This is a genomic window from Tropicibacter sp. S64 (genome assembly GCF_049803835.1).
Classification (GTDB): domain Bacteria; phylum Pseudomonadota; class Alphaproteobacteria; order Rhodobacterales; family Rhodobacteraceae; genus Pacificoceanicola.
Window position 1 is genome coordinate 82,792 of sequence record NZ_JBNAGK010000001.1, and the last position, 18,970, is coordinate 101,761.

19 protein-coding genes and 1 riboswitch are annotated in these 18,970 nt (G+C 65.5%); of the genes, 7 read left to right on the forward strand and 12 right to left on the reverse strand.

Annotated features, from left to right (window positions below):
* Positions 1-138: 138 nt before the first annotated feature.
* From gcvH to ACP159_RS00445, 3 genes are all read right to left on the reverse strand, one after another.
* Positions 139-501 carry a glycine cleavage system protein GcvH gene (gcvH, locus tag ACP159_RS00435; protein ID WP_425097637.1) on the reverse strand — a complete coding sequence of 121 codons (363 nt, stop codon included), beginning with the start codon at positions 499-501 and terminating at the stop codon, positions 139-141.
* Positions 502-520: 19 nt separating this feature from the next.
* On the reverse strand, positions 521-1,645 hold the full coding sequence (gcvT, locus tag ACP159_RS00440; RefSeq protein WP_425097638.1) for a glycine cleavage system aminomethyltransferase GcvT: 1,125 nt from the start codon (positions 1,643-1,645) through the stop codon (positions 521-523).
* 157 nt (positions 1,646-1,802) lie between these two features.
* Positions 1,803-1,891, reverse strand: a riboswitch (glycine riboswitch).
* Between the two features lie 15 nt (positions 1,892-1,906).
* Complete coding sequence (locus ACP159_RS00445; protein ID WP_425097639.1) at positions 1,907-2,389, reverse strand: RrF2 family transcriptional regulator; 483 nt, start codon at positions 2,387-2,389, stop codon at positions 1,907-1,909.
* A 93-nt stretch (positions 2,390-2,482) separates the two neighbouring features.
* Between ACP159_RS00445 and ACP159_RS00450 the strand changes: the two genes are divergently transcribed.
* Complete coding sequence (locus tag ACP159_RS00450) at positions 2,483-3,046, forward strand: gamma-glutamylcyclotransferase family protein (RefSeq protein ID WP_425097640.1); 564 nt, start codon at positions 2,483-2,485, stop codon at positions 3,044-3,046.
* Positions 3,043-4,272, forward strand: coding sequence for a DUF2254 domain-containing protein (locus ACP159_RS00455; protein ID WP_425097641.1), 1,230 nt, complete (start codon positions 3,043-3,045; stop codon positions 4,270-4,272). The genes ACP159_RS00450 and ACP159_RS00455 overlap by 4 nt, the downstream gene beginning before the upstream one ends.
* Positions 4,273-4,275: 3 nt before the next feature.
* Here ACP159_RS00455 and gltX read toward each other — a convergent pair whose 3' ends face one another.
* Complete coding sequence (gene gltX, locus ACP159_RS00460; RefSeq protein ID WP_425097642.1) at positions 4,276-5,610, reverse strand: glutamate--tRNA ligase; 1,335 nt, start codon at positions 5,608-5,610, stop codon at positions 4,276-4,278.
* 110 nt (positions 5,611-5,720) lie between these two features.
* On the opposite strand from gltX, the gene ACP159_RS00465 reads away from it, so the two are divergent.
* From ACP159_RS00465 to ACP159_RS00475, 3 genes are read left to right on the forward strand one after another with little or no spacing between them, the layout of a single operon-like run.
* Positions 5,721-6,662: a 1-phosphofructokinase family hexose kinase gene (locus tag ACP159_RS00465; RefSeq protein ID WP_425097643.1), complete on the forward strand. Its 942-nt coding sequence runs from the start codon at positions 5,721-5,723 to the stop codon at positions 6,660-6,662.
* 59 nt (positions 6,663-6,721) lie between these two features.
* Positions 6,722-7,249 (forward strand): RNA 2',3'-cyclic phosphodiesterase, encoded by a 528-nt coding sequence (gene thpR / locus ACP159_RS00470; protein WP_425097644.1) that lies wholly within the window; start codon positions 6,722-6,724, stop codon positions 7,247-7,249.
* 38 nt (positions 7,250-7,287) lie between these two features.
* Positions 7,288-7,668: a metallopeptidase family protein gene (locus ACP159_RS00475; protein WP_425097645.1), complete on the forward strand. Its 381-nt coding sequence runs from the start codon at positions 7,288-7,290 to the stop codon at positions 7,666-7,668.
* 1 nt (position 7,669) lies between these two features.
* Here ACP159_RS00475 and ACP159_RS00480 read toward each other — a convergent pair whose 3' ends face one another.
* The 3 genes from ACP159_RS00480 to ACP159_RS00490 all read right to left on the reverse strand — a co-directional run bounded on the left by ACP159_RS00480 (position 7,670) and on the right by ACP159_RS00490 (position 11,377).
* On the reverse strand, positions 7,670-8,929 hold the full coding sequence (locus ACP159_RS00480) for a hypothetical protein (RefSeq protein ID WP_425097646.1): 1,260 nt from the start codon (positions 8,927-8,929) through the stop codon (positions 7,670-7,672).
* A gap of 120 nt (positions 8,930-9,049) precedes the next feature.
* Positions 9,050-9,622: a hypothetical protein gene (locus ACP159_RS00485; RefSeq protein ID WP_425097647.1), complete on the reverse strand. Its 573-nt coding sequence runs from the start codon at positions 9,620-9,622 to the stop codon at positions 9,050-9,052.
* A 93-nt stretch (positions 9,623-9,715) separates the two neighbouring features.
* Positions 9,716-11,377, reverse strand: a complete 1,662-nt coding sequence (locus ACP159_RS00490; protein WP_425097648.1) for an NAD+ synthase — start codon at positions 11,375-11,377, stop codon at positions 9,716-9,718.
* A gap of 151 nt (positions 11,378-11,528) precedes the next feature.
* On the opposite strand from ACP159_RS00490, the gene ACP159_RS00495 reads away from it, so the two are divergent.
* Together ACP159_RS00495 and ACP159_RS00500 are read left to right on the forward strand one after the other, a co-directional pair.
* Positions 11,529-12,989 (forward strand): MORN repeat-containing protein, encoded by a 1,461-nt coding sequence (locus ACP159_RS00495; RefSeq protein WP_425097649.1) that lies wholly within the window; start codon positions 11,529-11,531, stop codon positions 12,987-12,989.
* Positions 12,990-12,997: 8 nt separating this feature from the next.
* Positions 12,998-14,038 (forward strand): glycosyltransferase family 4 protein, encoded by a 1,041-nt coding sequence (locus ACP159_RS00500; RefSeq protein ID WP_425097650.1) that lies wholly within the window; start codon positions 12,998-13,000, stop codon positions 14,036-14,038.
* A gap of 98 nt (positions 14,039-14,136) precedes the next feature.
* Here the strand turns inward: ACP159_RS00500 and ACP159_RS00505 are convergent, their stop codons facing one another.
* The 5 genes from ACP159_RS00505 to modA are packed head-to-tail and all read right to left on the reverse strand — an operon-like array spanning position 14,137 to position 18,860.
* Positions 14,137-15,660 (reverse strand): cryptochrome/photolyase family protein, encoded by a 1,524-nt coding sequence (locus tag ACP159_RS00505; RefSeq protein WP_425097651.1) that lies wholly within the window; start codon positions 15,658-15,660, stop codon positions 14,137-14,139.
* Positions 15,657-16,322 carry an SDR family NAD(P)-dependent oxidoreductase gene (locus tag ACP159_RS00510; protein WP_425097652.1) on the reverse strand — a complete coding sequence of 222 codons (666 nt, stop codon included), beginning with the start codon at positions 16,320-16,322 and terminating at the stop codon, positions 15,657-15,659. The genes ACP159_RS00505 and ACP159_RS00510 overlap by 4 nt, the downstream gene beginning before the upstream one ends.
* 30 nt (positions 16,323-16,352) lie before the next feature.
* Positions 16,353-17,435 carry a molybdenum ABC transporter ATP-binding protein gene (gene modC, locus ACP159_RS00515; RefSeq protein ID WP_425097653.1) on the reverse strand — a complete coding sequence of 361 codons (1,083 nt, stop codon included), beginning with the start codon at positions 17,433-17,435 and terminating at the stop codon, positions 16,353-16,355.
* Positions 17,432-18,124, reverse strand: coding sequence for a molybdate ABC transporter permease subunit (gene modB / locus ACP159_RS00520; RefSeq protein WP_425097654.1), 693 nt, complete (start codon positions 18,122-18,124; stop codon positions 17,432-17,434). The genes modC and modB overlap by 4 nt, the downstream gene beginning before the upstream one ends.
* A 1-nt stretch (position 18,125) precedes the next feature.
* The gene (modA, locus tag ACP159_RS00525; protein WP_425098183.1) at positions 18,126-18,860 is read right to left on the reverse strand and encodes a molybdate ABC transporter substrate-binding protein; all 735 of its coding nucleotides are present in this window, start codon (positions 18,858-18,860) and stop codon (positions 18,126-18,128) included.
* Positions 18,861-18,970 lie beyond the last annotated feature (110 nt).

The following is an 18,970-nucleotide window of genomic DNA, read 5'->3' on the forward strand; positions in this document are numbered from 1 at the left end:
AGCCTCCGTCAGACAGGGGCACTGGCACCCTGCTTCTTCTTGGCAAAAATACCCAAATGTCCGCGCAGGCTCGCTCATGCGGCATCCGCCCGCGCAGGTCTGTCGTAGGGCGGGGCTATGCCCCGCACCCGGCGCGGATCATCCGCCGATGAAGTCCTTGTAGGCGGCTTCATCCATGTAATCGTCCAAAGCGCTCAGGTCCTCGACCTTCATCTTGAAAAACCACGCGTCGCCTTCCGGGTCCTCGTTGACCTTGCCCGGGTCCTCGACCAGCGCCTCGTTCACCTCGATGATCTCGCCGTCCAGCGGGGCCAGGATGTCCGACGCAGCCTTGACCGACTCGATCACCACGATCTCGTCATCCTTGCTCACCTCGGTGTCCACATCCGGCAGTTCCACGAACACCACGTCGCCCAGCTGCTCCGCCGCGTGCGCCGTGATCCCCACCGTCACCACGTCGCCGTCCACATCCAGCCACTCGTGCTCTTCGGTATATTTCATGTCCATCTCTCCTGTTGGATCATCGTTTGAAGCCTGCCGGAACGAAGGGCAGCTTGGCAACATGAACCGGCATCCGCTTGCCGCGAACTTCGCCGTAAAGCACCGTTCCGGGCGCCGCCTTGTCGCTCGGGACATAGCCCATCGCCAACGGACCGCTCACCGTCGGGCCGAAACCGCCGGAGGTGATCCGGCCAATTGCCGTGCCTCCCTCCGCTTCTGCGAAGATTTGGACACCTTCCCGCATCGGCGCCCGGCCTTCGGGTTTCAGGCCCACGCGCTTTATTGCAACGCCGCCCTCGATCTCGCCAAGGACGCGCTCTTCTCCCGGAAAGCCGCCCGCACGGTCGCCGCCGATGCGCCGCACCTTCTGGATGGCCCAGGTCAGCGCGGCCTCGACCGGTGAGGTTTCGCTTGTGATGTCATGTCCATACAGGCACAGGCCCGCCTCCAGCCGCAGCGAATCCCGCGCGCCGAGGCCGATGGCCTCAACCCCGTCATCGGCGAGCAGCGCCTTTGCCAACTCCACCGCCGCGCCATTCGGAACGGAAATCTCGTAGCCATCCTCGCCGGTATAGCCCGAGCGCGACACCCAGCATTCCGCGCCGAGGATCGTCACCGTCGCTACATCCATGAAGGCCATTTCCGCCACCGCCGGGCACAGCTCTGCCAGCGCCGCCTCGGCCCCCGGCCCCTGCAACGCCAGCAGGCTGCGGTCCTCGACCAACGCGACCGACACGCCCTTCGGCTCCAGCATCGCCTTCATCCGCGCGACGTCGGCATCCTTGCAGGCGGCGTTGACCACGACAAACAGGTGATCGCCCCGGTTGGCGATCATCAGGTCATCCTCGATCCCGCCGCTCTTGTTGGTAAAGAACCCGTAGCGCTGCCGATTCACCCCGAGGCCGATCACATCAACCGGCACCAGCGTTTCCAGCGCTGCCGCCACGCTCTCGCCGCGCAGGATCACCTGCCCCATGTGCGAGACATCGAACAACCCGGCGTGCTGACGGCAGAACAGGTGCTCCTTGAGGACGCCCAGCGGATATTGCACCGGCATCTCGTACCCGGCAAAGGGCACCATCTTGGCCCCCAGTTCCAGGTGCAGATCGTACAGAACGGTCTTTTTCAGGTCTTCCTCGGCCATGCGCCCTCCGGTCACTCTCTCCCGGTCCGCAGCATGGGCATAGGCTCGGGCATCTCGACGCAGAGCAAGTCCGCGCCATCCATGCCCCCTCTGTCCTTTCGCCTGAGATCGTTATCCCTTCGGCGGGCACCTCGCAGCGCCACTCTCCAGAGTGTTCGGTATCACGACGGTCCTTTGGCCTGAGAGTTTCCGGGGCGGTTGCTCCTTCGGCACCGGCCCTGACGCCGGTTCTCCCATCGCGATGCGATACGCATACGGAAGTTAACCCGCTCTGGCAAGATCCGCCTGCACTCTCGCCGCAGCACAGGGCTGAACAGGCTGCAAAATATGCATGAGCGGCTTGTTATCGCAGATCAGGGCATCGAGACTGATCGGGTCCAACGTGGCATAGAACGCCCCCGCCGCATCGTTGAGCGCCGTCCGCAACCGGCAGGCCTCGGTCAGCGGGCAGGTGTTGTCGACATCGGCAAAGCATTCGGCCAAAGGCACCGGTGCCTCGAGTTCACGAAAAATCTCGCCGATGTGGATCTCCTCCGCCGGGCGACCCAGCTGCAGTCCGCCGTTGCGGCCACGCTGCGTATGCAGATAACCCAGTTGCGCAAGCTGGTTGATGATCTGCGCCAGATGATTTTCCGACGCGTTGCACACCTTGGCAATTTCCGCCTTTGTCACCAGCCGGCCGTTGTTCGCCGCGCAGAACATCAACACGCGCATTGCAATATTGGTTCTCTTGGTTACCCGCATCGGATTGCCTTTTGCTCGAAATGTCCCAAGTGTTCCTACACCCATACCGGCGCGACCGGATTGACCTGAATCAAGCGGGGCCGTTTAATCTTCATGTCGGATGCATATTTTTTCGGTTACGGATCGCTGGTCAACACGCAAACGCACGGGTTCGCCCCGGTCTACAGGGCCAAGGCGACCGGCTGGCGGCGCGGGTGGCGGTACACAGCGGCTCGCAAGGTGGCTTACCTGACAGCGATTCGGGCGCCCGGCGAAAGCATAGACGGGCTGATCGCGGCCGTGCCCGGCGAGGATTGGGCCGCGCTCGACGCACGCGAAGCGGCGTATGACCGTATCCGCGCCAGCCATGAGATCACCCATGCGGCCAACGCCACGGAGATCGCCATCTACGCCATCGCACCGGACCGGCTGCGCATGCCGGACGCGGAGCATCCGGTGCTGCTCTCCTATCTGGAGGTGGTCCTGCAGGGTTACCTGCGGGTTTACGGCGAAGCCGGTGCGCAGGCGTTCATCGACACGACGGACGGATGGGAGGCCCCCTTCCTCGACGACCGCGCCACCCCGGTCTATGCCCGGGCGCAGACGCTCACCGCCGACGAAAAGGCCTTTGTCTTCGACGCGCTCAGGGCCCTCGATTGCCGGGTGCTGGTGCCGTGAGCCTGTCGAAAATCATTCTCATCACCCTGCGGCTGTCGCGCAATCTCGGCGTCAGGGCGCTGTTGATGACGCTGCTGGCACTCTTTGCCGTCTTCGTCGCACCGCTGTTCGACTGGCTGATCCCGGACGAGATGGCCGACCGCTTCGGACAGGATGCGGTGCTGCCGGTGCTGACCATCCTCGCCTCGACGATGCTGACGGTCACCACCTTTTCGCTCGGCGTCATGGTGCAGGCCTTTCAGAGCGCCTCCTCTCTCGCCACCCCCCGCGCCTACCGCATCCTCATGCAGGACGGCACCACGCAGACCGTGCTCGCCACCTTCGTTGGCGCCTTCCTGTTTTCGCTGACCGCCATCGTCATGTTCCGGGCGCATCTCTACGACGATGCCGCTTCCGTGGTGATCTTCTTTTTCACTGTTTTCATCATTGCCGCGATCATCTTCGCCATACTGCGCTGGATCGCCCACCTTTCGCAGCTTGGCAGCATGGATCACACGCTTGATCTGGTCGAAGTGGCCGCGAAGCGGCCGCTGCAGGCGCTGTCCTCCCATCCAGCCCTCGGCGGCGTTCCGGCGTCAGAAGCCGAACGTGCGCCGCCGCAGACTTGGCCGGTAAAGGCCCCGCGCTCCGGCTACCTGCAATTTGTCGACATGGGCGGGCTGAACGATCTGCTGACGGAGCAGAACGCCCGTCTCTGGCTGGCCGCGCCCCCGGGCCGATACGTGATGAAGGGTGACATGATCGCCTTGCTGAACACCGAAGGGGACGATCTGGCAGGCAAAGCGCAACCGAAGTTCACCATCGGCAAGACCCGCTCGCTGGAACAGGACGCCCGCTTCGGCCTGATGGTGCTGGCGGAGATCGCCACGCGGGCGCTGTCGCCCGGTATCAACGATCCCGGAACGGCCATCGACGTGATCCACCGGCAGATGAACCTGCTGATGGGTTGCGAGAGGGCGTCCGGCAAGACGCCGCAGTTCGACCGGATCATCGCGCCGCAGGTGGCGGCGGAAGACCTCGTTCAGGACGCTTTCGACACCATCGCCCGCGACGGCGCGGCGCGGATCGAAGTGGTCTCGCAACTGCACCACGCACTCGACCGCCTGTCGCAAAGCGACTGGCCCGAGATGGCCAAAGCCGCCCAGGCCCATCGGTCCTACCTCATGGAACAGGCGGACGAACATATCCCCGCAGCGCCGGACCGCGAGGATCTGGGTCTTTCCTGATTTTTACCGCGCCAGCGCCTTCGCCGGAACCTTCTCCAGCAGCTGCATCACGTCTGCCATTTCCGGCCCGCGCTCCTGCCCGGTCAGCGCCTTGCGCAGCGGCATGAACAGACCCTTGCCCTTGCGGCCCGTGGCGTCCTTCACCGCACCCGTGAAGCTGCTCCACGTGTCCGCCGCATAGGGCGGCTCCGGCAGCAGGCCCATGGCCTGCACGATGAACTCCCGGTCCTCGTCGGCGATCAGCGGTTCCGCCCCGTCGCGGAACAGCGCCCACCACGGCGCGATGTCTTTCTTCGTTACGATATTCTCGCGCACGACCTTCCAGAACAGCTCCGCCTTCTCCGCGGGCACGCCAATCTCGGCGATCTCATCCTTCACCGCGTCGAATTCCAGCCCGTGCATCTTCTTCGCGGTCAGCGGCTTGAGATCCTCGACGTCGAACTTCGTCGGGGCGGAGCCGAACTGCGACAGCTCGAAGCCCTCCGCGATCTCGTCCAGCGTCATCCGCAGCTCCACCGGCTGGCTCGATCCCAGCCGCGCCATCAGCGACAGCAGCGCCTCCGGCTCGATCCCGGCCTCGCGCAGGTCGCGCAGCGCCAGCGTGCCGAGACGTTTGGACAGCGACTCGCCCTGCGGGCCGGTCAGCAACGAATGATGGGCAAAGGACGGCGGCGTGCCGCCCAGCGCCTCGATGATTTGGATCTGCGTCGCGGTGTTGGTCACATGGTCGTTGCCGCGCACGATATGCGTGACGCCCATGTCGACGTCATCCACCACGGAGGCAAGGGTATAAAGGAACTGGCCATCGGCGCGGATCAGCACCGGATCGGAGACGGAGGCCGCGTCGATCGACACTTCGCCAAGGATGCCGTCCTGCCAGACGATGCGCTCCTGATCGAGCTTGAAGCGCCAGACACCGGCGCCGCGCTCGTCGCGCAGCTTCGCCTTGTCCGCGTCGGACAGGTCAAGCGCAGCGCGGTCATAGACCGGCGGCTTGCCCATGTTCAGCTGCTTCTTGCGCTTGAGGTCCAGTTCCGTCGGCGTCTCCCAGGCCTCGTAGAAGCGACCCATGTCGCGCAGCTGCTGCGCCGCCTCCTCGTAGCGCCCGAGCCGCTCGGACTGGCGCTCCGTGTGGTCCCAGGTCAGGCCGAGCCATTCGAGGTCCTGCTTGATCGCGTCGACATATTCCTGCTTCGAGCGCTCCGGATCGGTGTCGTCGATGCGCAGGATGAATGTCCCGCCGGACTTCCGGGCAATCAGATAGTTGAACAGAGCGGTGCGCAGGTTCCCGACGTGGATGTAGCCGGTCGGCGAGGGCGCGAAGCGAGTGACGGTCATGGCAGTGCCTCCTGATCCGGCGCGTGTTTTCACAAGACCGGCGATTTGTCCAGATTCGGCTTTCCGATCACCGGCCCCATTGCCATGATGACGGTAACAAAGAGGTTTCCATGACGAAAATCCTGACCGTCACCTTCAATCCCGCGCTCGATCTCGCCACCAGCGCCGCCAGCATCGCGCCGAACCGCAAGCTGCGCTGTGCTCCGGAAACGGCAGAGGCAGGCGGCGGCGGAGTCAATGTGGCAAGAGCCATCACACAACTGGGCGGCAAGGCGCAGGCGCTGGTGGCGCTCGGTGGCCCGAATGGCGCCGCTCTGGGCGACATTCTCGATGCCATGGGACTGGACTGGACCCGCGTTGAAGCCCCGGGCAACACCCGTCACAGCTTCTCCGTCACCGATGATACCACCGGCGACCAGTACCGCTTCGTGCTGACCGGCCCGGTCTGGACTCCGGCGCAACTGCACGCGGTGCTGAACCAGATCGCCGAAACGACTGCCGAAGACACGTTCGTCGTGTTCTCCGGCTCCATGCCTCCGGGCGCTCAGGTAGGCTTCCTGTCGGAAGCCATAGCCCGCCTCGCGCCTCGCAGGATCGTCATCGACACCTCCGGCCCGCATCTCGAACACGCCGCTCAGGGCAAACCGCCCGCCCCCCACATTCTGCGGATGGACAGCCACGAGGCCCGCGAGTTGTCCGGTCTGCCGCTGGAGAGCCGCAAGGACAGCGCCGACTTCGCCGAAACCCTGCGTTTGCGCGGTGCGGGGGACATGGTCGTCATCGCCCGCGGTGCCGATGGCTCCGTCATGGCCGAGCCGAACGGCCTCTGGCACGTCACCGCCGCCAATGAGGGCGTGGTCAGTGCCATCGGCGCGGGGGACAGCTTCGTCGGCGGCATGGTGATGGGTCTGGCGCAGGGCGAGACCCCGCAGGAGGCGCTGCGCATGGGCGCCGCCGCCGCCTCCGCTGCGGTGCTGAGCGAAGGCACGCAGCTTTGCCTGCCGCAGGATTACGCCCGCCTTCTGCCGAAAACGGCGCTAAGCCGCCTGTAACCAACTGGAAACACAGCGTCCACTGGCCCTTGTTCCGGTGTTGTGACAGGATTCCCGCCATGCGCCTGTTCATCGCCCTCGACCTGCCCGACGAGCCGCTCGCCGCGCTGAGCGCCGTCATGGACCGCCTCCCCGGCGACATCCGCCGCGTGCCGGAGGAGAACCTGCACCTGACTCTGGCCTTTCTGGGTGAGACCTCCCAGGAGATGACGCAGGCCGCCCATGAGGGGCTGGATACCATCCGCGCCCCGCATTTTGACCTGACCCTGAACGGAGCGACGGTCTACGGCGGGCGGCACGGGCAGGCCGTTGCGCTCGAAGCCGAGGGCGAGGCTCCGCTGCACGAGTTGCACGACCGCATCCGGGCGCGGCTACGTGGCGCGGGTCTCCAACTGGAACGTCGCCGCTTCCGGCCGCATGTCACGCTCGCCCGGTTGCCGGGCCGCGCCGATCCTGGCCCGGCGCTCGCGGCCCTCTGCGCGGTGACCATCCCGCCCTTCCCCGTGCACAGCTTCAGCCTTGTGCAGTCGACCCTCCACGACAACGGACCGCTTTACGACACGCTCGCCCGCTATCCGCTCGGCTGACCCTTCCCGCGACGCCGGAAATCCCCCATATCCACGCCATGGATCAGGACGATTTCCTCCGCGTGGCCGAGGCCGCCATACATGCCTTCCCCGAGCCCTTCCGCAAGGGCGCGGCCACCGTTCTCCTGCGCGTCGAGGAATACCCGGACGCCGAGACCCTGCGCGAGATGGAGATCGACGACCCGCTGGACCTGACCGGACTCTATTCCGGCATACCCATGACGGAGAAAAGCTTCGACAACCCAGCGCCCTGGCCCGATATGGTCACCCTCTACCGCCAGCCGATCCTGGCGGAGTGGCGCGACCGGGGGGATGTGGACCTCGCCGACCTCATCACCCATGTGGTGGTGCACGAATTCGCGCACCACTTCGGCTGGTCCGACGACGACATCGCCACCATCGACCGCTGGTGGGAATAGATCAATCCGCGTCCACCGGAACCGGCGGGTCCGCATCCTGACTGCCGGTCCCGAGGGACGCACCGACCAGCTCCCAGTGATAGCGGAACGAGTAGCGCGCGTCGGTCCCGACGGTCTCACGGATCATCGACAGCGTTCTGGTATCCGACACCGGATCGCCGTTGAATGGCGGCAGCGCCAGCGCATTGCTCTGCAATTCGAGAATGACCGAGCGGTATTCGAACAGGTCATCCCTGTTCGGGTAGAACGCGCTGACGACGACCGCGCCGACCACGATGCCAATGGCCGCGCCGATGGCCGCCCCAACCGGACCGCCGAGGATCGCTCCGTCGATCGCCAGCCCGCCCACCACCTCGAGATAGGCGATCAGCGCGAGGGACCAGGTGGTCTGGAGTTCCGCCGACAGGCTTTGTTGCAGATCCGACATGTAGCCCGAGAACCCGCCCCCGCCGTCGATCTCCGCCATGGTGACATAAACGATGTAAAGGCGCGGGAAGGAGACGCCCGCCAGATCATAGATATGGAAGGGCGGCAGGCCACTCTCATCTTTGCGGGTTCTCTTACGGAACTGCCCCGCGTCGCGGATGTCGAGCCGCAGGGAGCCGGCGGCGGCCGGCAGGAGGGAGGTCGCCGCAGGCCCTTCGAGCGCCAGACCGCTGTAGTGGATTTCGTCCTGACCCACTTCGCCGGTGGTGTCGTGACATTCGATCTCGTCGACCATGAAACGCAGTTCCGTCGGCGGCACGGGCGGCGTTCCGTCGAAATCGTCCGGTGTGCCGGTCTCGTCCTCCTCGGTCGGCTCTCCCGGTTCCATGTCGTCGGGACGGCCGTCGCTATCCGTGGCCAACCGTGGCAGGTCCGGGAAAAACCAGCGCAGCACCCTGTCATTCCACCGGATCGGCCTGCCCATGTCGTCCGGGTCAAGCTTGCCGCCTTCCAGCAGGATGTTTGCCCAGCGCTCCGGCAGTTTGCTGCGCTGGACCATGGGCAGGCCGTCGCCCGCGTAAACCCAGCGCCGCAGGTCTTCCTTCTCCGCCTTCGTCAAAGGCCGGGTCGACAGATCGGCAGTAAGCAACCGCTCCACCAAAGCCTTCCGCGCCGCGTCGTCGGATTTTCCCAGCATCCGCAGGAACGACGCGGCAACATCCGGTTTTTCCGGATCACGGGACCCGGCGTCGCGCCCGGACAGGATCGCTTCGGCAATGACCGCGCGGTAATGCAGCTCCGCGGCGTGAATGATGGTCTGCGCCTGCGGTGCCATGCGGCGCAGCTCGTGTGATTCTGAAACTTGCACTGAAATCCCTCCGTTCAACTGGAGAGAGTGTCGCGCAAGGGGCACGGACGAGCAAAGCAAATAATCTCCGGGATCCCGGACTTTACCTCAGTTCGACCGCGCCCGCTGCATCATCATCTCGTGCACCGCCTGCATGCCGCGTTCCGCCATGGCGGAGACCTCGGCGGCATGGGTGTGCAACGCCTCGACCAGTTCGGGGTCTTCCGAGGTCTGAACCACCACCAGACCTTCGTCCGTCACTTCGACGTCAGAGACGATCCCTTCGCTGCGGGCAAAGAAGATGTCGAGTGTCGGGCTCTGGATGAACACCTTCGGATCGCGCTTCTGCCCGACGCGGTCGATCATGCCGACGGCATGGCTCACCAACACATCCATCAGCTCGGGATCATCGGACCGGGTCACTGTCCGGATGCCGTTCGGCAGGTTTTCCACCGTTCTTTGTATTTTCGGGAAATTCCGAAACATGAAGGCCAGCTCGGCACTTTCCTCAGGCGTGGCATCAAGCCCTTGCAGCCCCGGCATGTTGACCTCGTCATGCCCGGTGCCATCCGCGCCATGCATATGCCCCATCCCGCCGCCGTGCATCATCTGGGCGGAAAGACCCGTGGCCCCGACAAGAAGCGCGAGGGCAATCCCGCCGACCTTGATAGTGAAACGCATTGCTGGTCCTCCGAGTATCCGGCGCAGTCTACGCCGGATTGCTTCGGCACCAAATAACATTCCAGAGATCGAATGTCAGTGTGACACGACGCGTCACCCCTCGTCGCGCCAGCGGTTCACGATGGGATAGCGGCGGTCGAGCCAGAAGGCTTTCCGCGTGAGCCGCGCGCCGGGGGCGGACTGGAAGCGCTTGTATTCGCTGATGTAAAGCAAGTGCTCCACCCGCTTCACATCCGCCCGCGTATAACCCGCCGCGATGCAGTCCGAAACGCTCGCCTCCTCGTCGACCAGCATCGTCAGGATTCCGTCCAGCACCGGGTAATCGGGCAGCGAGTCGCTGTCCTTCTGGTCCGGGCGCAGTTCGGCCGAGGGCGGCTTGGTGATGATCCGCTCGGGGATGACCTCGCCCTCCGGTCCGTTCATCCACGTCCGGTGATTGGCATTGCGCCAGCGACAGGTCTCGAAAACCCGCGTCTTGTAGAGATCCTTGATCGGGTTGTAGCCCCCGGCCATGTCGCCGTAGATCGTGGCATAGCCCACCGCCACCTCCGACTTGTTGCCGGTGGTCAGGAGCATCTCCCCGAACTTGTTCGACAATGCCATCAGCAAGAGCCCGCGCAGGCGGGACTGGATGTTCTCTTCGGTCAGGTCCGCCTTCGTTCCCTCGAACAACGGCGCGAGAGTCGCGGTGATCGCGTCGCGGCCTTGCGAAATCGGCACGAAATCATACCGGACACCCAAGGCCTCCGCACAGGACTTCGCATCTTCCAGCGAATGCTCGGAGGTATACTCCGACGGCAGCATCACGCAGCGCACGTTGTCCGGCCCCAGCGCATCCGCCGCAATCGTCGCCACCAACGCGGAGTCGATGCCCCCGGACATGCCGAGCAGCACCTTGCCGAACCCGGTCTTGCGGCAGTAATCGCGCAGGCTCTCGACCATCACGCGGTAGTCCTGGTCCCATTCGCCGGGATGCTGGACAAACTCACCGTCCCGCGCCCGCCAGCCGTCCGGCGTCCGGTCGAAATCGACATGGGCGATGTCCTCGTCGAAGACCGGCAATTGCAGCGCAGGCCGCCCGTGCGGGTTCAGGACGAAGGACCCGCCGTCGAAGACCTGATCGTCCTGCCCACCCACCATATTCAGGTAGGCCAGCGGCAGGCCCGTCTCGATCACGCGGGACACCATGTGGTTGAGCCGCGTCTCGTACTTGTTGCGGAAGTAGGGCGAGCCGTTGGGCACCACGAACAGCTCCGCGCCGCTCTCTGCCATGGCCTCCGTCACATCCGGATACCACGCGTCCTCGCAGATCGGGATGCCGACACGCACCCCGTTGATGACCACGGGCCCCATCATCCGCGACCGCGAGAACAGGCGCACTTCGTCGAATACGTTGAAATTCGGCAGGAAGAACTTGTGCGTGATCACCTGCACCGCGCCATCGGACAGGATGTAATAGCTGTTGTGCAGCTTGCCATCCTCTCCCGGGCAAGGCCCGCCGATGCCCAGCGCGGGACCGCCAGACAACTCCGCCGCCAGCGCCTCGATCTGCGTCACCGCATCGCGCACGAAGGCCGGCTTCAGGATCAGGTCCTGCGTCTGGTAGCCGGTCGAGAACATCTCCGGCAGGGCCACGAAATGCGCCCCGGCGTCGCGTCCGGCGTCCCAGGCCGCGCGCGCCTTGGCTATGTTGCCCTTGATGTCCCCCACCGTGGGGTTCAACTGAGCCAGCGTCACGCGGAAATGATCGCTCATGGCCTGTCCTTCTCGAAACACTCCCCGCCCAAATAGCAGATGCACGCCCGAGGGAAAGCCCGGCACGGCAAAAGAGATTGCCGACGCCTGACGCCTCCTTTACGTTCCGGGACCAGTAGAGACGACCAGACGACCAACGGGCAGGACGCGCATGAAGCTGGCAGGCATCACTTTCACCCTCGCGGCGGTTCTGGGCGGCATCGCCCTGGCGCAGTCGGATGGCGAGGTCGTCACCAAGCAGTATGACGACGGCGGCGTCTACGAGGGCACCTTTCAGGATGGCCTCCAGCACGGCACAGGCACCTACCGCCTGCCGAATGGCTACGAGTACACCGGCGAATGGGCCGAAGGCGAGATCCGCGGTCAGGGCGTCGCCCGCTTCCCCAACGGCTCGGTCTACGAAGGCCAGTTCGCCAAGGGCAAGCCGGAGGGCATGGGCAAGATCGTCTTCGCCGACGGCGGCACCTACGAGGGCTCCTGGCTCGACGGCAAGATCACCGGGCAGGGTGTCGCTGTCTATGCAAACGGTGTGCGCTACGAGGGTGCCTTCCGCAATGCGCTTCACCATGGCAAGGGCGTGATGACCTCGCCCGGCGGTTACGTCTACGAGGGCGATTGGGTCAACGGGGTCAAGGAAGGCTCGGCCAGGATCACCTACCCCGATGGGTCGGTCTACGAAGGCCGCGTCGCGGATGGTGAGCGCGAAGGCAGCGGCAAGCTGACCATGACCGACGGGCTGATCTACGAGGGCACCTGGCGCGACGGCCAGATCGACGGACAGGGCAAACTGACCCAGCCCAATGGCGATGTCTACGAAGGTGCGCTGGTGGATGGCCGCCGCGAGGGTCAGGGCAAGGTGACCTACGCCAACGGCGACACCTACGAAGGCGAGTTCAACAACGACCAGCGCCACGGAACGGGCACCTTCACCGGGAAGGACGGTTACAGGTACAGCGGAACCTGGGTCACCGGGCAGATCGACGGCCAGGGGCAGGTGACCTATCCCGATGGCTCCGTCTACGTCGGTACGTTCAAGGGCGACCTCGCCAACGGCAAGGGCAAGATCACCTATCCCAATGGCTCCACCTACGAGGGGGACTGGGTCGATGGCGTGATCGAAGGCCAGGGCGTCGCGACCTACGCCACCGGGCTCACCTACGAAGGCGGCTTCAAGAATGCCAAGAACGACGGTTTCGGCGTCATGACCTACCCCGATGGCTACCGCTACGAGGGCGATTGGCAGGGCGGCCAGAGACACGGCACCGGCAAGGCGGTCTATGCCGACGGGACGGTCTATGAAGGCCAGTTCCGCGACGGCCAGCGCCATGGCCTCGGCACCATCGTCATGGCAGGCGGGTTCCGCTACGAAGGCGAATGGGACAAGGGCGAGATCTCTGGCCAGGGCATCGCGACCTACGCGAACGGCGACGTTTACGAGGGCAGCTTCCGCAATGGCAAACGGCAGGGCCAGGGCATCATGCGCTACGCCTCCGGCGAACAGGCGAGCGGCGAATGGATCAACGGAGCGCTGTCCTCCGACGGGGCAACCACGTCCAACGGCGTGACCCCGCAGAACCCGGAGACCCCACAGCCCGCCGCTGACAGCAACTGACGGCTGCCATGGCCCGCATCCTCTTTGCCCTGCCGCGGTTCCATACGAACCTGTGGTTTGCCGCCCGTGCAATGAAAACCGCGGGGCACGAGCTCCAGTTCCTCGTCAACAAGCTCGACCGGGGAGAGGATTACAGCTTCGTGACGCCGCAGGCACTCGGCAAGGACACGAAACAATCGGACGTCACCCAGATCGTCGATGCCTTCAAGCCCGACATCGTCTTTGTCCGCAACGCCTGGTCCCTCTCGCGGCAGGTTGCCTGGGCGGCACGCGGTCGCGCTCCGACGCTGCTCTATAACCTTCAGCCTCTGAACCAGCAGACCTCGCTGCTGCGCCGGGCCGAACTCTTCATCAAGATACTGCCAAGGCATCGCATCACGCCGGTCGCCGGCTGGCCTCAAGGCGGCTCGCCTGACCCCTTTGCCACCTACCTGCCCTGGCCGGTCGCCGCCCTGCCTGCGCCGCAGCCATTCCCGAAACCTGAGGGCAAGCTGCACCTCGTCTGCGTCGGCAAGCTCGGCCTGCCGCGCAAGAACCAGCCGCAGCTGATCGAGGCCATGGCCGCCGCCGGGCTGGACCGGCACTACCATGTCACCCTCGTCGGCTCCGCGCCAAAACCGGATCTACCCGGCCAGAAGGCCCACGCCGCCCGCATCGACGCCATCGCGAAACTGTCCTGGGTGACGCTGCGGTCGGGCATCGCCTACAAGGACATGGCCAACCTCTATACCACGGCAGATGTCTGCGTCCTGCCCAGCTTCGACGAACCGCTCGGCATCTCCCCGGTCGAGGCCATGGCCTACGGAGCAATTCCGGTGATCTCGTCGGACAGCGGCTCGGCGGGCTACATCCGGCAGGGTGAAAACGGCTTCGTCGTCGACATGCACCACCCTGAAACGGCCGCCGACGCCCTGCTCCGGATCGCCGAGGACCCGGAACTGCGCCAAACCCTCTCTGCAGAAGCCAGGCGCACCACCGAAACCGAGCTTTCGGAAGCCACGTTCCTGCAACGCCTCGACGCCATCCTCGCCGACCGCCTCCCCGCCTGAGCCGTACGTCGACCCATGTCTTCTCTGGTCCCGAAATACCGCGGGGTCCGGGGCAGGGCCCCGAACAAGATTTTGTCCCGGCAAAATCTTCGCCCCACTCAGACAACTTCCCCGGCGCTCATGCGGTCCAGAAACCCCTCCGCCTGCGCCAGGATCGCCTCCCGCTTGCCCTGATCCATCCGGTCCCAGGTCCGGTACATGTTGGCCATGCGTGGATTGCCCTCGAACCGCTGCCGATGCCGGTTCAGGAAATGCCAGTACAGCAGGTTGAACGGACAGGCCCCCTCCCCCACCTTCACCTTCACGTCATAGGCACAGCCGCCGCAGTAGTCCGACATCCTGTCGATGTAATTCCCCGACGAGACATAGGGCTTCGACGCAATCACCCCGCCATCGGCGAACTGGCTCATGCCGACCGTGTTCGGCGCCTCGACCCATTCGAACGCGTCGATATACACGCTCAGGTACCATTCATGCACCTCCGCCGGGTTCAGCCCGGCGATCAGCGCGAAATTCCCGGTCACCATCAGCCGCTGGATGTGATGGGCGTAGGCTTCCGTCTTGGTCTGCGCCACTGCCTTCGCCAGACACCGCATCTTCGTCTCACCGCCCCAATAGAGCCACGGCAACCCTCGCTGATGGTTGAGCGCATTCCGGCGCGGATACTGTGGCCCCTCGTGGAAATAGATCCCCCGCACATACTCGCGCCAGCCGATGATCTGCCGGATGAAGCCTTCCACGGCATTGAGCGGCGCCGAACCGTCCCGATACGCTGCCTCCGCCGCCTGGCAGACCTCCAGAGGATCGAGCAGCCCGATGTTCATGTAGGCCGACAGCAGTGAGTGATAGAGAAACCGCTCTCCATCCAGCATCGCGTCCTGAAAATCCCCGAACTTCGGCAAGCCATATCGCACGAAATGCGCCAGCGCCCGCTTCGCCTGCCCCGGCTCCGTCGCATAGGCAAACGGACGCAGATCCCCGAAATTCCCGCCAAACCGAGCCTCCACCAGATCCAGCACCGCCTCGACGGTCTCGTCCGGCGTGAAGGACATCGGCGCGGTGTCCACGGCATCCGGCGCGGGCTTGCGGTTCTCGTGGTCGTAGTTCCACTTGCCGCCTTCCGGGTCATCCCCGTCCATCAGAAGCCCGGTCTTCCGCCGCATGTCGCGGTAGAAATACTCCATCCGCAGCGCCTTGCGCCCCTTTGCCCAGTCCTCGAACTCCTTGTGCGATGCGATGAAACGGTCGTCTTCGAGCAGCGACACGTTCAGCGGCGCATCCTGAAGCGCCTCGATCAGCCGCCATTCCCCCGGCTCCGTCGCAATAACCGCGCTGACGCCGCACTCCTCGGCCCGTCGCAACAACTCGCCGACAATCGTCCCGCTGTTGTTTGTGTCATCGAGCTCGGAATAGCGCACATCCCAGCCATCCGCCCGCAATTGCGCGGCAAACTTGCGCATCGCGGCAAAGATCAGCGCGATCTTCTTCGGATGGTGCGGGACATACTCGGTCTCCCCGGCCACCTCGGCCAAGACCACCACGTCAGACGCCTTGTCCGCCTTACGCAGCGCCGCGATGCCCTCGCTCAGCTGATCGCCCAGCACCAGAACGAGCCGCGTCACCAGACGATTTCCTTGCCTGCGTAGTCATAGAAGCCGCCGGTCTGCGCCGGGGTCAGACCCTTGATGACGCCGATCAACCGCTCCGCCGCCTCTTCTGCCGGGACGGACGGATGCCGCCCGAGATACTTCTCTGTAAACGCCGTCCGCACCGTGCCCGGATGCAGGCAGACGCAGGCCAGTTGGCGGTGCGAACGCGCCAGTTCGATGGCCGCGCCGTGCATCAACTGGTTCAACCCGGCCTTCGCGGCCCGGTAGCTGTACCAGCCGCCAAGCCGGTTGTCCCCGATGCTCCCGACCCGCGCCGACAAGGCGGCAAACACCGCCTGCCGGTCCTTCGGCAGGAGCCGCACCGCATGTTTCAGGACCAGCATCGGCCCGATGGCATTCAGAAGGTACTGATCCGCCATTGCCCGCGCATCCAGCGCAGACAGACTCTTCTCCGGCTCCGCGCCGCCAATCTCCAACGCCCCGGTCGCGACGAAGACAAGGTCGAATACACCGTCCAAAGCCCCAAGATGCGCGGCAACCGACGCCTCATCCGTCACGTCCAGACCGTCACCGCTCCGCGACAGGCCCACAACCGCAACGCCGCGCGCCGACAAGGCCACGTGAAGCGCCGACCCGATCCCGCCGGTCTTTCCGATGATCAAAACCCGTTCCATGCCCGGCAGGTAGCGGGGGCCGACCATGGTTCAAGCGCCGCCGACATCTTCGGGCGCGATTGCCACGGTCTTCAACACCGCATGGCACTCCGCCCCCTCGACGATGCCCAGCGCCGCCGCCGAGCGCCGGGTGATCCGCGCCAGAACCGTCCCCGCCGGTGTGGCCAGCGAGACGATCGCCCCCGGCCCGCCGCCTTCCCGGATGGCCTCCACCGTGCCGGGGATGATGTTGAGCGCCGACAGGCCATCGGGACGCCCGCGCGACAGGATCACCTCCTGCGCCGGAATGCGCACCCGCAGCCGCGTGCCCACCGCCTGCCGTAGCCTTGGCAGGTGCAACCGCACTCCCCCGGCATCAAGCTCGCTCAACCCGTCGTCATGGTGCGCCACGACAACCGCCTGCAACACCGCGCCCGCGCCGCGCACGCCGGTTGGCAGCACGGAGGCATCCCCCAGCACCTCCGCCGCCGGCCCCTGCCGCGCCACGCGCCCGTCCTGCAGGGCCACAACGGACGTTGCCAGCCGCGCCACCTCCGCCGGGGCATGGCTGACATAGAGGATCGGTACGGAAGCCTCATCGCGAAGCCGCTCGAAATACGGCAGGATTTCCGCCTTCCGCGCCTCGTCCAGCGCCGCCAGAGGCTCATCCGCAAGGATCAACTCGGGCCCGGCCAGCAGCGCCCGCCCGATGGCCACCCGCTGCTTTTCTCCCCCCGACAGCGCCCCGGGCCGCCGGTCCAGAAGGTTCTCCAACCCCAGCATGGCAATCACTTGCTCGGGTTTCGCCGTGCCACGCTTCTTGGCGAACCAACGGCCATAGCCAAGGTTCTGCCGGACCGTCAGATGCGGAAACAGCCGCCCCTCCTGAAAGACATAGCCAAGCCGCCGGGCCTGCGGCGGCAGGCACACGCCCTGCGCCGTATCCAGCAGAACCCGACCGCCCACGGCCACCCGCCCCGCATCGGGTTTCAACAAGCCCGCCACCGCGTTCACGATGGTCGTCTTGCCGGACCCAGAGCGGCCAAACAGCACCGTCAGCCCGGCGGGCGCCTCGAAATCGACGTCCAGCGTCAGACCATCGAAGCGGTGCCTGAGACAGACCGACAGAGTCATGCCCCGCCCACCCGACGGGCCGCGCGCCGTGACAGCCATTCGCTCGCCAGCAGCGCCCCCATGGCAATCGCCACTGAAATCGCCACCAACCGGAGCGCCGAGGCCTCCCCTCCCGGCACCTGCAGGAAGGCATAGACTGCCGAGGGCAGCGTCTGGGTCTGGCCCGGAATGTTGCTCACGAAGGTGATCGTCGCGCCGAACTCCCCCATCGCCTTCGCAAACGCCAAAATCGCTCCCGCGATGATCCCCGGCAGGGTCAGCGGCAGGGTGATCGTCACAAACACCCAGAGCCGCGACGCGCCCAGCGTCGCCGCCGCCTGCTCCAGCTTCGGGTCCACCGCTTCCAGCGACAGCCGCATCGCCCGCACCATCAGCGGAAAGGCCATCACCGCCGCCGCCAGCGCCGCGCCGGTCCAGCGGAAGGCGAAGACGATGCCGATCTCCTGCAAGGCCGCCCCCAGAGGCGAACGGGTCCCGAAAGTCAGCAAAAGCAGATACCCCGTCACCACCGGCGGCAGGATCAGCGGCAGATGTACCAGCCCGTTGACCACCTGCTTGCCCCGGAACTCCCACCGCGCCAGCGCATAGGCCACGAACAGCCCCGCCGGCAGCGAGGTCAGCACCGCCCAGAAGGCGACGCGCAGCGACAGCGCCACCGCCTGCCATTCCTGCGGCGAGAGTATCTCCACCTCAGTCCCCCAGCACCGCGAAACCCTGCGCTTCGAACACGGCCCGCGCCGCTTCGCCGCGCAGGAACCACAGGAAGTCGCCTGCCGCCTCGCCGCTCCCGGCGATCTGCGCCATCGGATAGAGGATCGGCGCGTGACTGCCCGAAGGGAACTCCGCCAGCACCGACACCCCCGGTTCCGCCGCCGCATCGGTCGCGTAGACGATTCCCAGGGGCGCCTCGCCCAACGCGACCAGCGCCAGCGCCGCGCGAACGTTGTCCACCTGCGCCACGCGTGTCTCCAGCTGCGGCCACAGCCCGAGGCTGATCAGCGCCTCCTTGCCATAGATCCCCGCCGGAACCGCGTCGACCAGCGCCATCGCCAGCCGCCCGCCGTCCAGACGATCCGGCAGCGTCGCCCAATCCTCCAGCGGCGCACCCTGCCCGACCAGCACAAGCGTATTGCCCAGAAGATCCCGCCGTGTTCCCGGTTCCAGCAGACCCAGTGCGCCGAGATGATCCATCCAGCCGACGTTGGCCGAGATGAAGACATCCGCAGGAGCACCGTGCTCGATCTGCCGCGCGAGGGCGGAGGACCCGGCCAGGGACAGCGCCAGCCTGTGCCCGCTTTCCGCCTCGAACAGCGGCGCGATCTCGTCGAGCGCGGTCTTCAGGCTCGCCGCCGCAAAGACCGTCACGGTGTCGGCCCGCGCCACAGCCGCGCCGCAGAGCGCGGCGCACAGGCAGATCAATCGCAGCAATCCCAAGTCATCGCCCCTTTCCGATACCCCGAAAGACAAGCCACAGCCCTGCCCACGGTGCAAGTCCCACGCAGTATTGCAGAAAAATTCCGGGAATGCCGACGGAG

What these genes read in the sequence shown, in the direction of transcription:
- gcvH (WP_425097637.1), bottom strand. Translation starts at nt 501, where the DNA reads ATGAAATATACCGAAGAGCACGAGTGGCTGGATGTGGACGGCGACGTG.
- gcvT (WP_425097638.1), bottom strand. Translation starts at nt 1,645, where the DNA reads ATGGCCGAGGAAGACCTGAAAAAGACCGTTCTGTACGATCTGCACCTG.
- ACP159_RS00445 (WP_425097639.1), bottom strand. Translation starts at nt 2,389, where the DNA reads ATGCGGGTAACCAAGAGAACCAATATTGCAATGCGCGTGTTGATGTTC.
- ACP159_RS00450 (WP_425097640.1), top strand. Translation starts at nt 2,483, where the DNA reads ATGTCGGATGCATATTTTTTCGGTTACGGATCGCTGGTCAACACGCAA.
- gltX (WP_425097642.1), bottom strand. Translation starts at nt 5,610, where the DNA reads ATGACCGTCACTCGCTTCGCGCCCTCGCCGACCGGCTACATCCACGTC.
- ACP159_RS00465 (WP_425097643.1), top strand. Translation starts at nt 5,721, where the DNA reads ATGACGAAAATCCTGACCGTCACCTTCAATCCCGCGCTCGATCTCGCC.
- thpR (WP_425097644.1), top strand. Translation starts at nt 6,722, where the DNA reads ATGCGCCTGTTCATCGCCCTCGACCTGCCCGACGAGCCGCTCGCCGCG.
- ACP159_RS00475 (WP_425097645.1), top strand. Translation starts at nt 7,288, where the DNA reads ATGGATCAGGACGATTTCCTCCGCGTGGCCGAGGCCGCCATACATGCC.
- ACP159_RS00480 (WP_425097646.1), bottom strand. Translation starts at nt 8,929, where the DNA reads ATGGCACCGCAGGCGCAGACCATCATTCACGCCGCGGAGCTGCATTAC.
- ACP159_RS00485 (WP_425097647.1), bottom strand. Translation starts at nt 9,622, where the DNA reads ATGCGTTTCACTATCAAGGTCGGCGGGATTGCCCTCGCGCTTCTTGTC.
- ACP159_RS00490 (WP_425097648.1), bottom strand. Translation starts at nt 11,377, where the DNA reads ATGAGCGATCATTTCCGCGTGACGCTGGCTCAGTTGAACCCCACGGTG.
- ACP159_RS00495 (WP_425097649.1), top strand. Translation starts at nt 11,529, where the DNA reads ATGAAGCTGGCAGGCATCACTTTCACCCTCGCGGCGGTTCTGGGCGGC.
- ACP159_RS00500 (WP_425097650.1), top strand. Translation starts at nt 12,998, where the DNA reads ATGGCCCGCATCCTCTTTGCCCTGCCGCGGTTCCATACGAACCTGTGG.
- ACP159_RS00510 (WP_425097652.1), bottom strand. Translation starts at nt 16,322, where the DNA reads ATGGAACGGGTTTTGATCATCGGAAAGACCGGCGGGATCGGGTCGGCG.
- modC (WP_425097653.1), bottom strand. Translation starts at nt 17,435, where the DNA reads ATGACTCTGTCGGTCTGTCTCAGGCACCGCTTCGATGGTCTGACGCTG.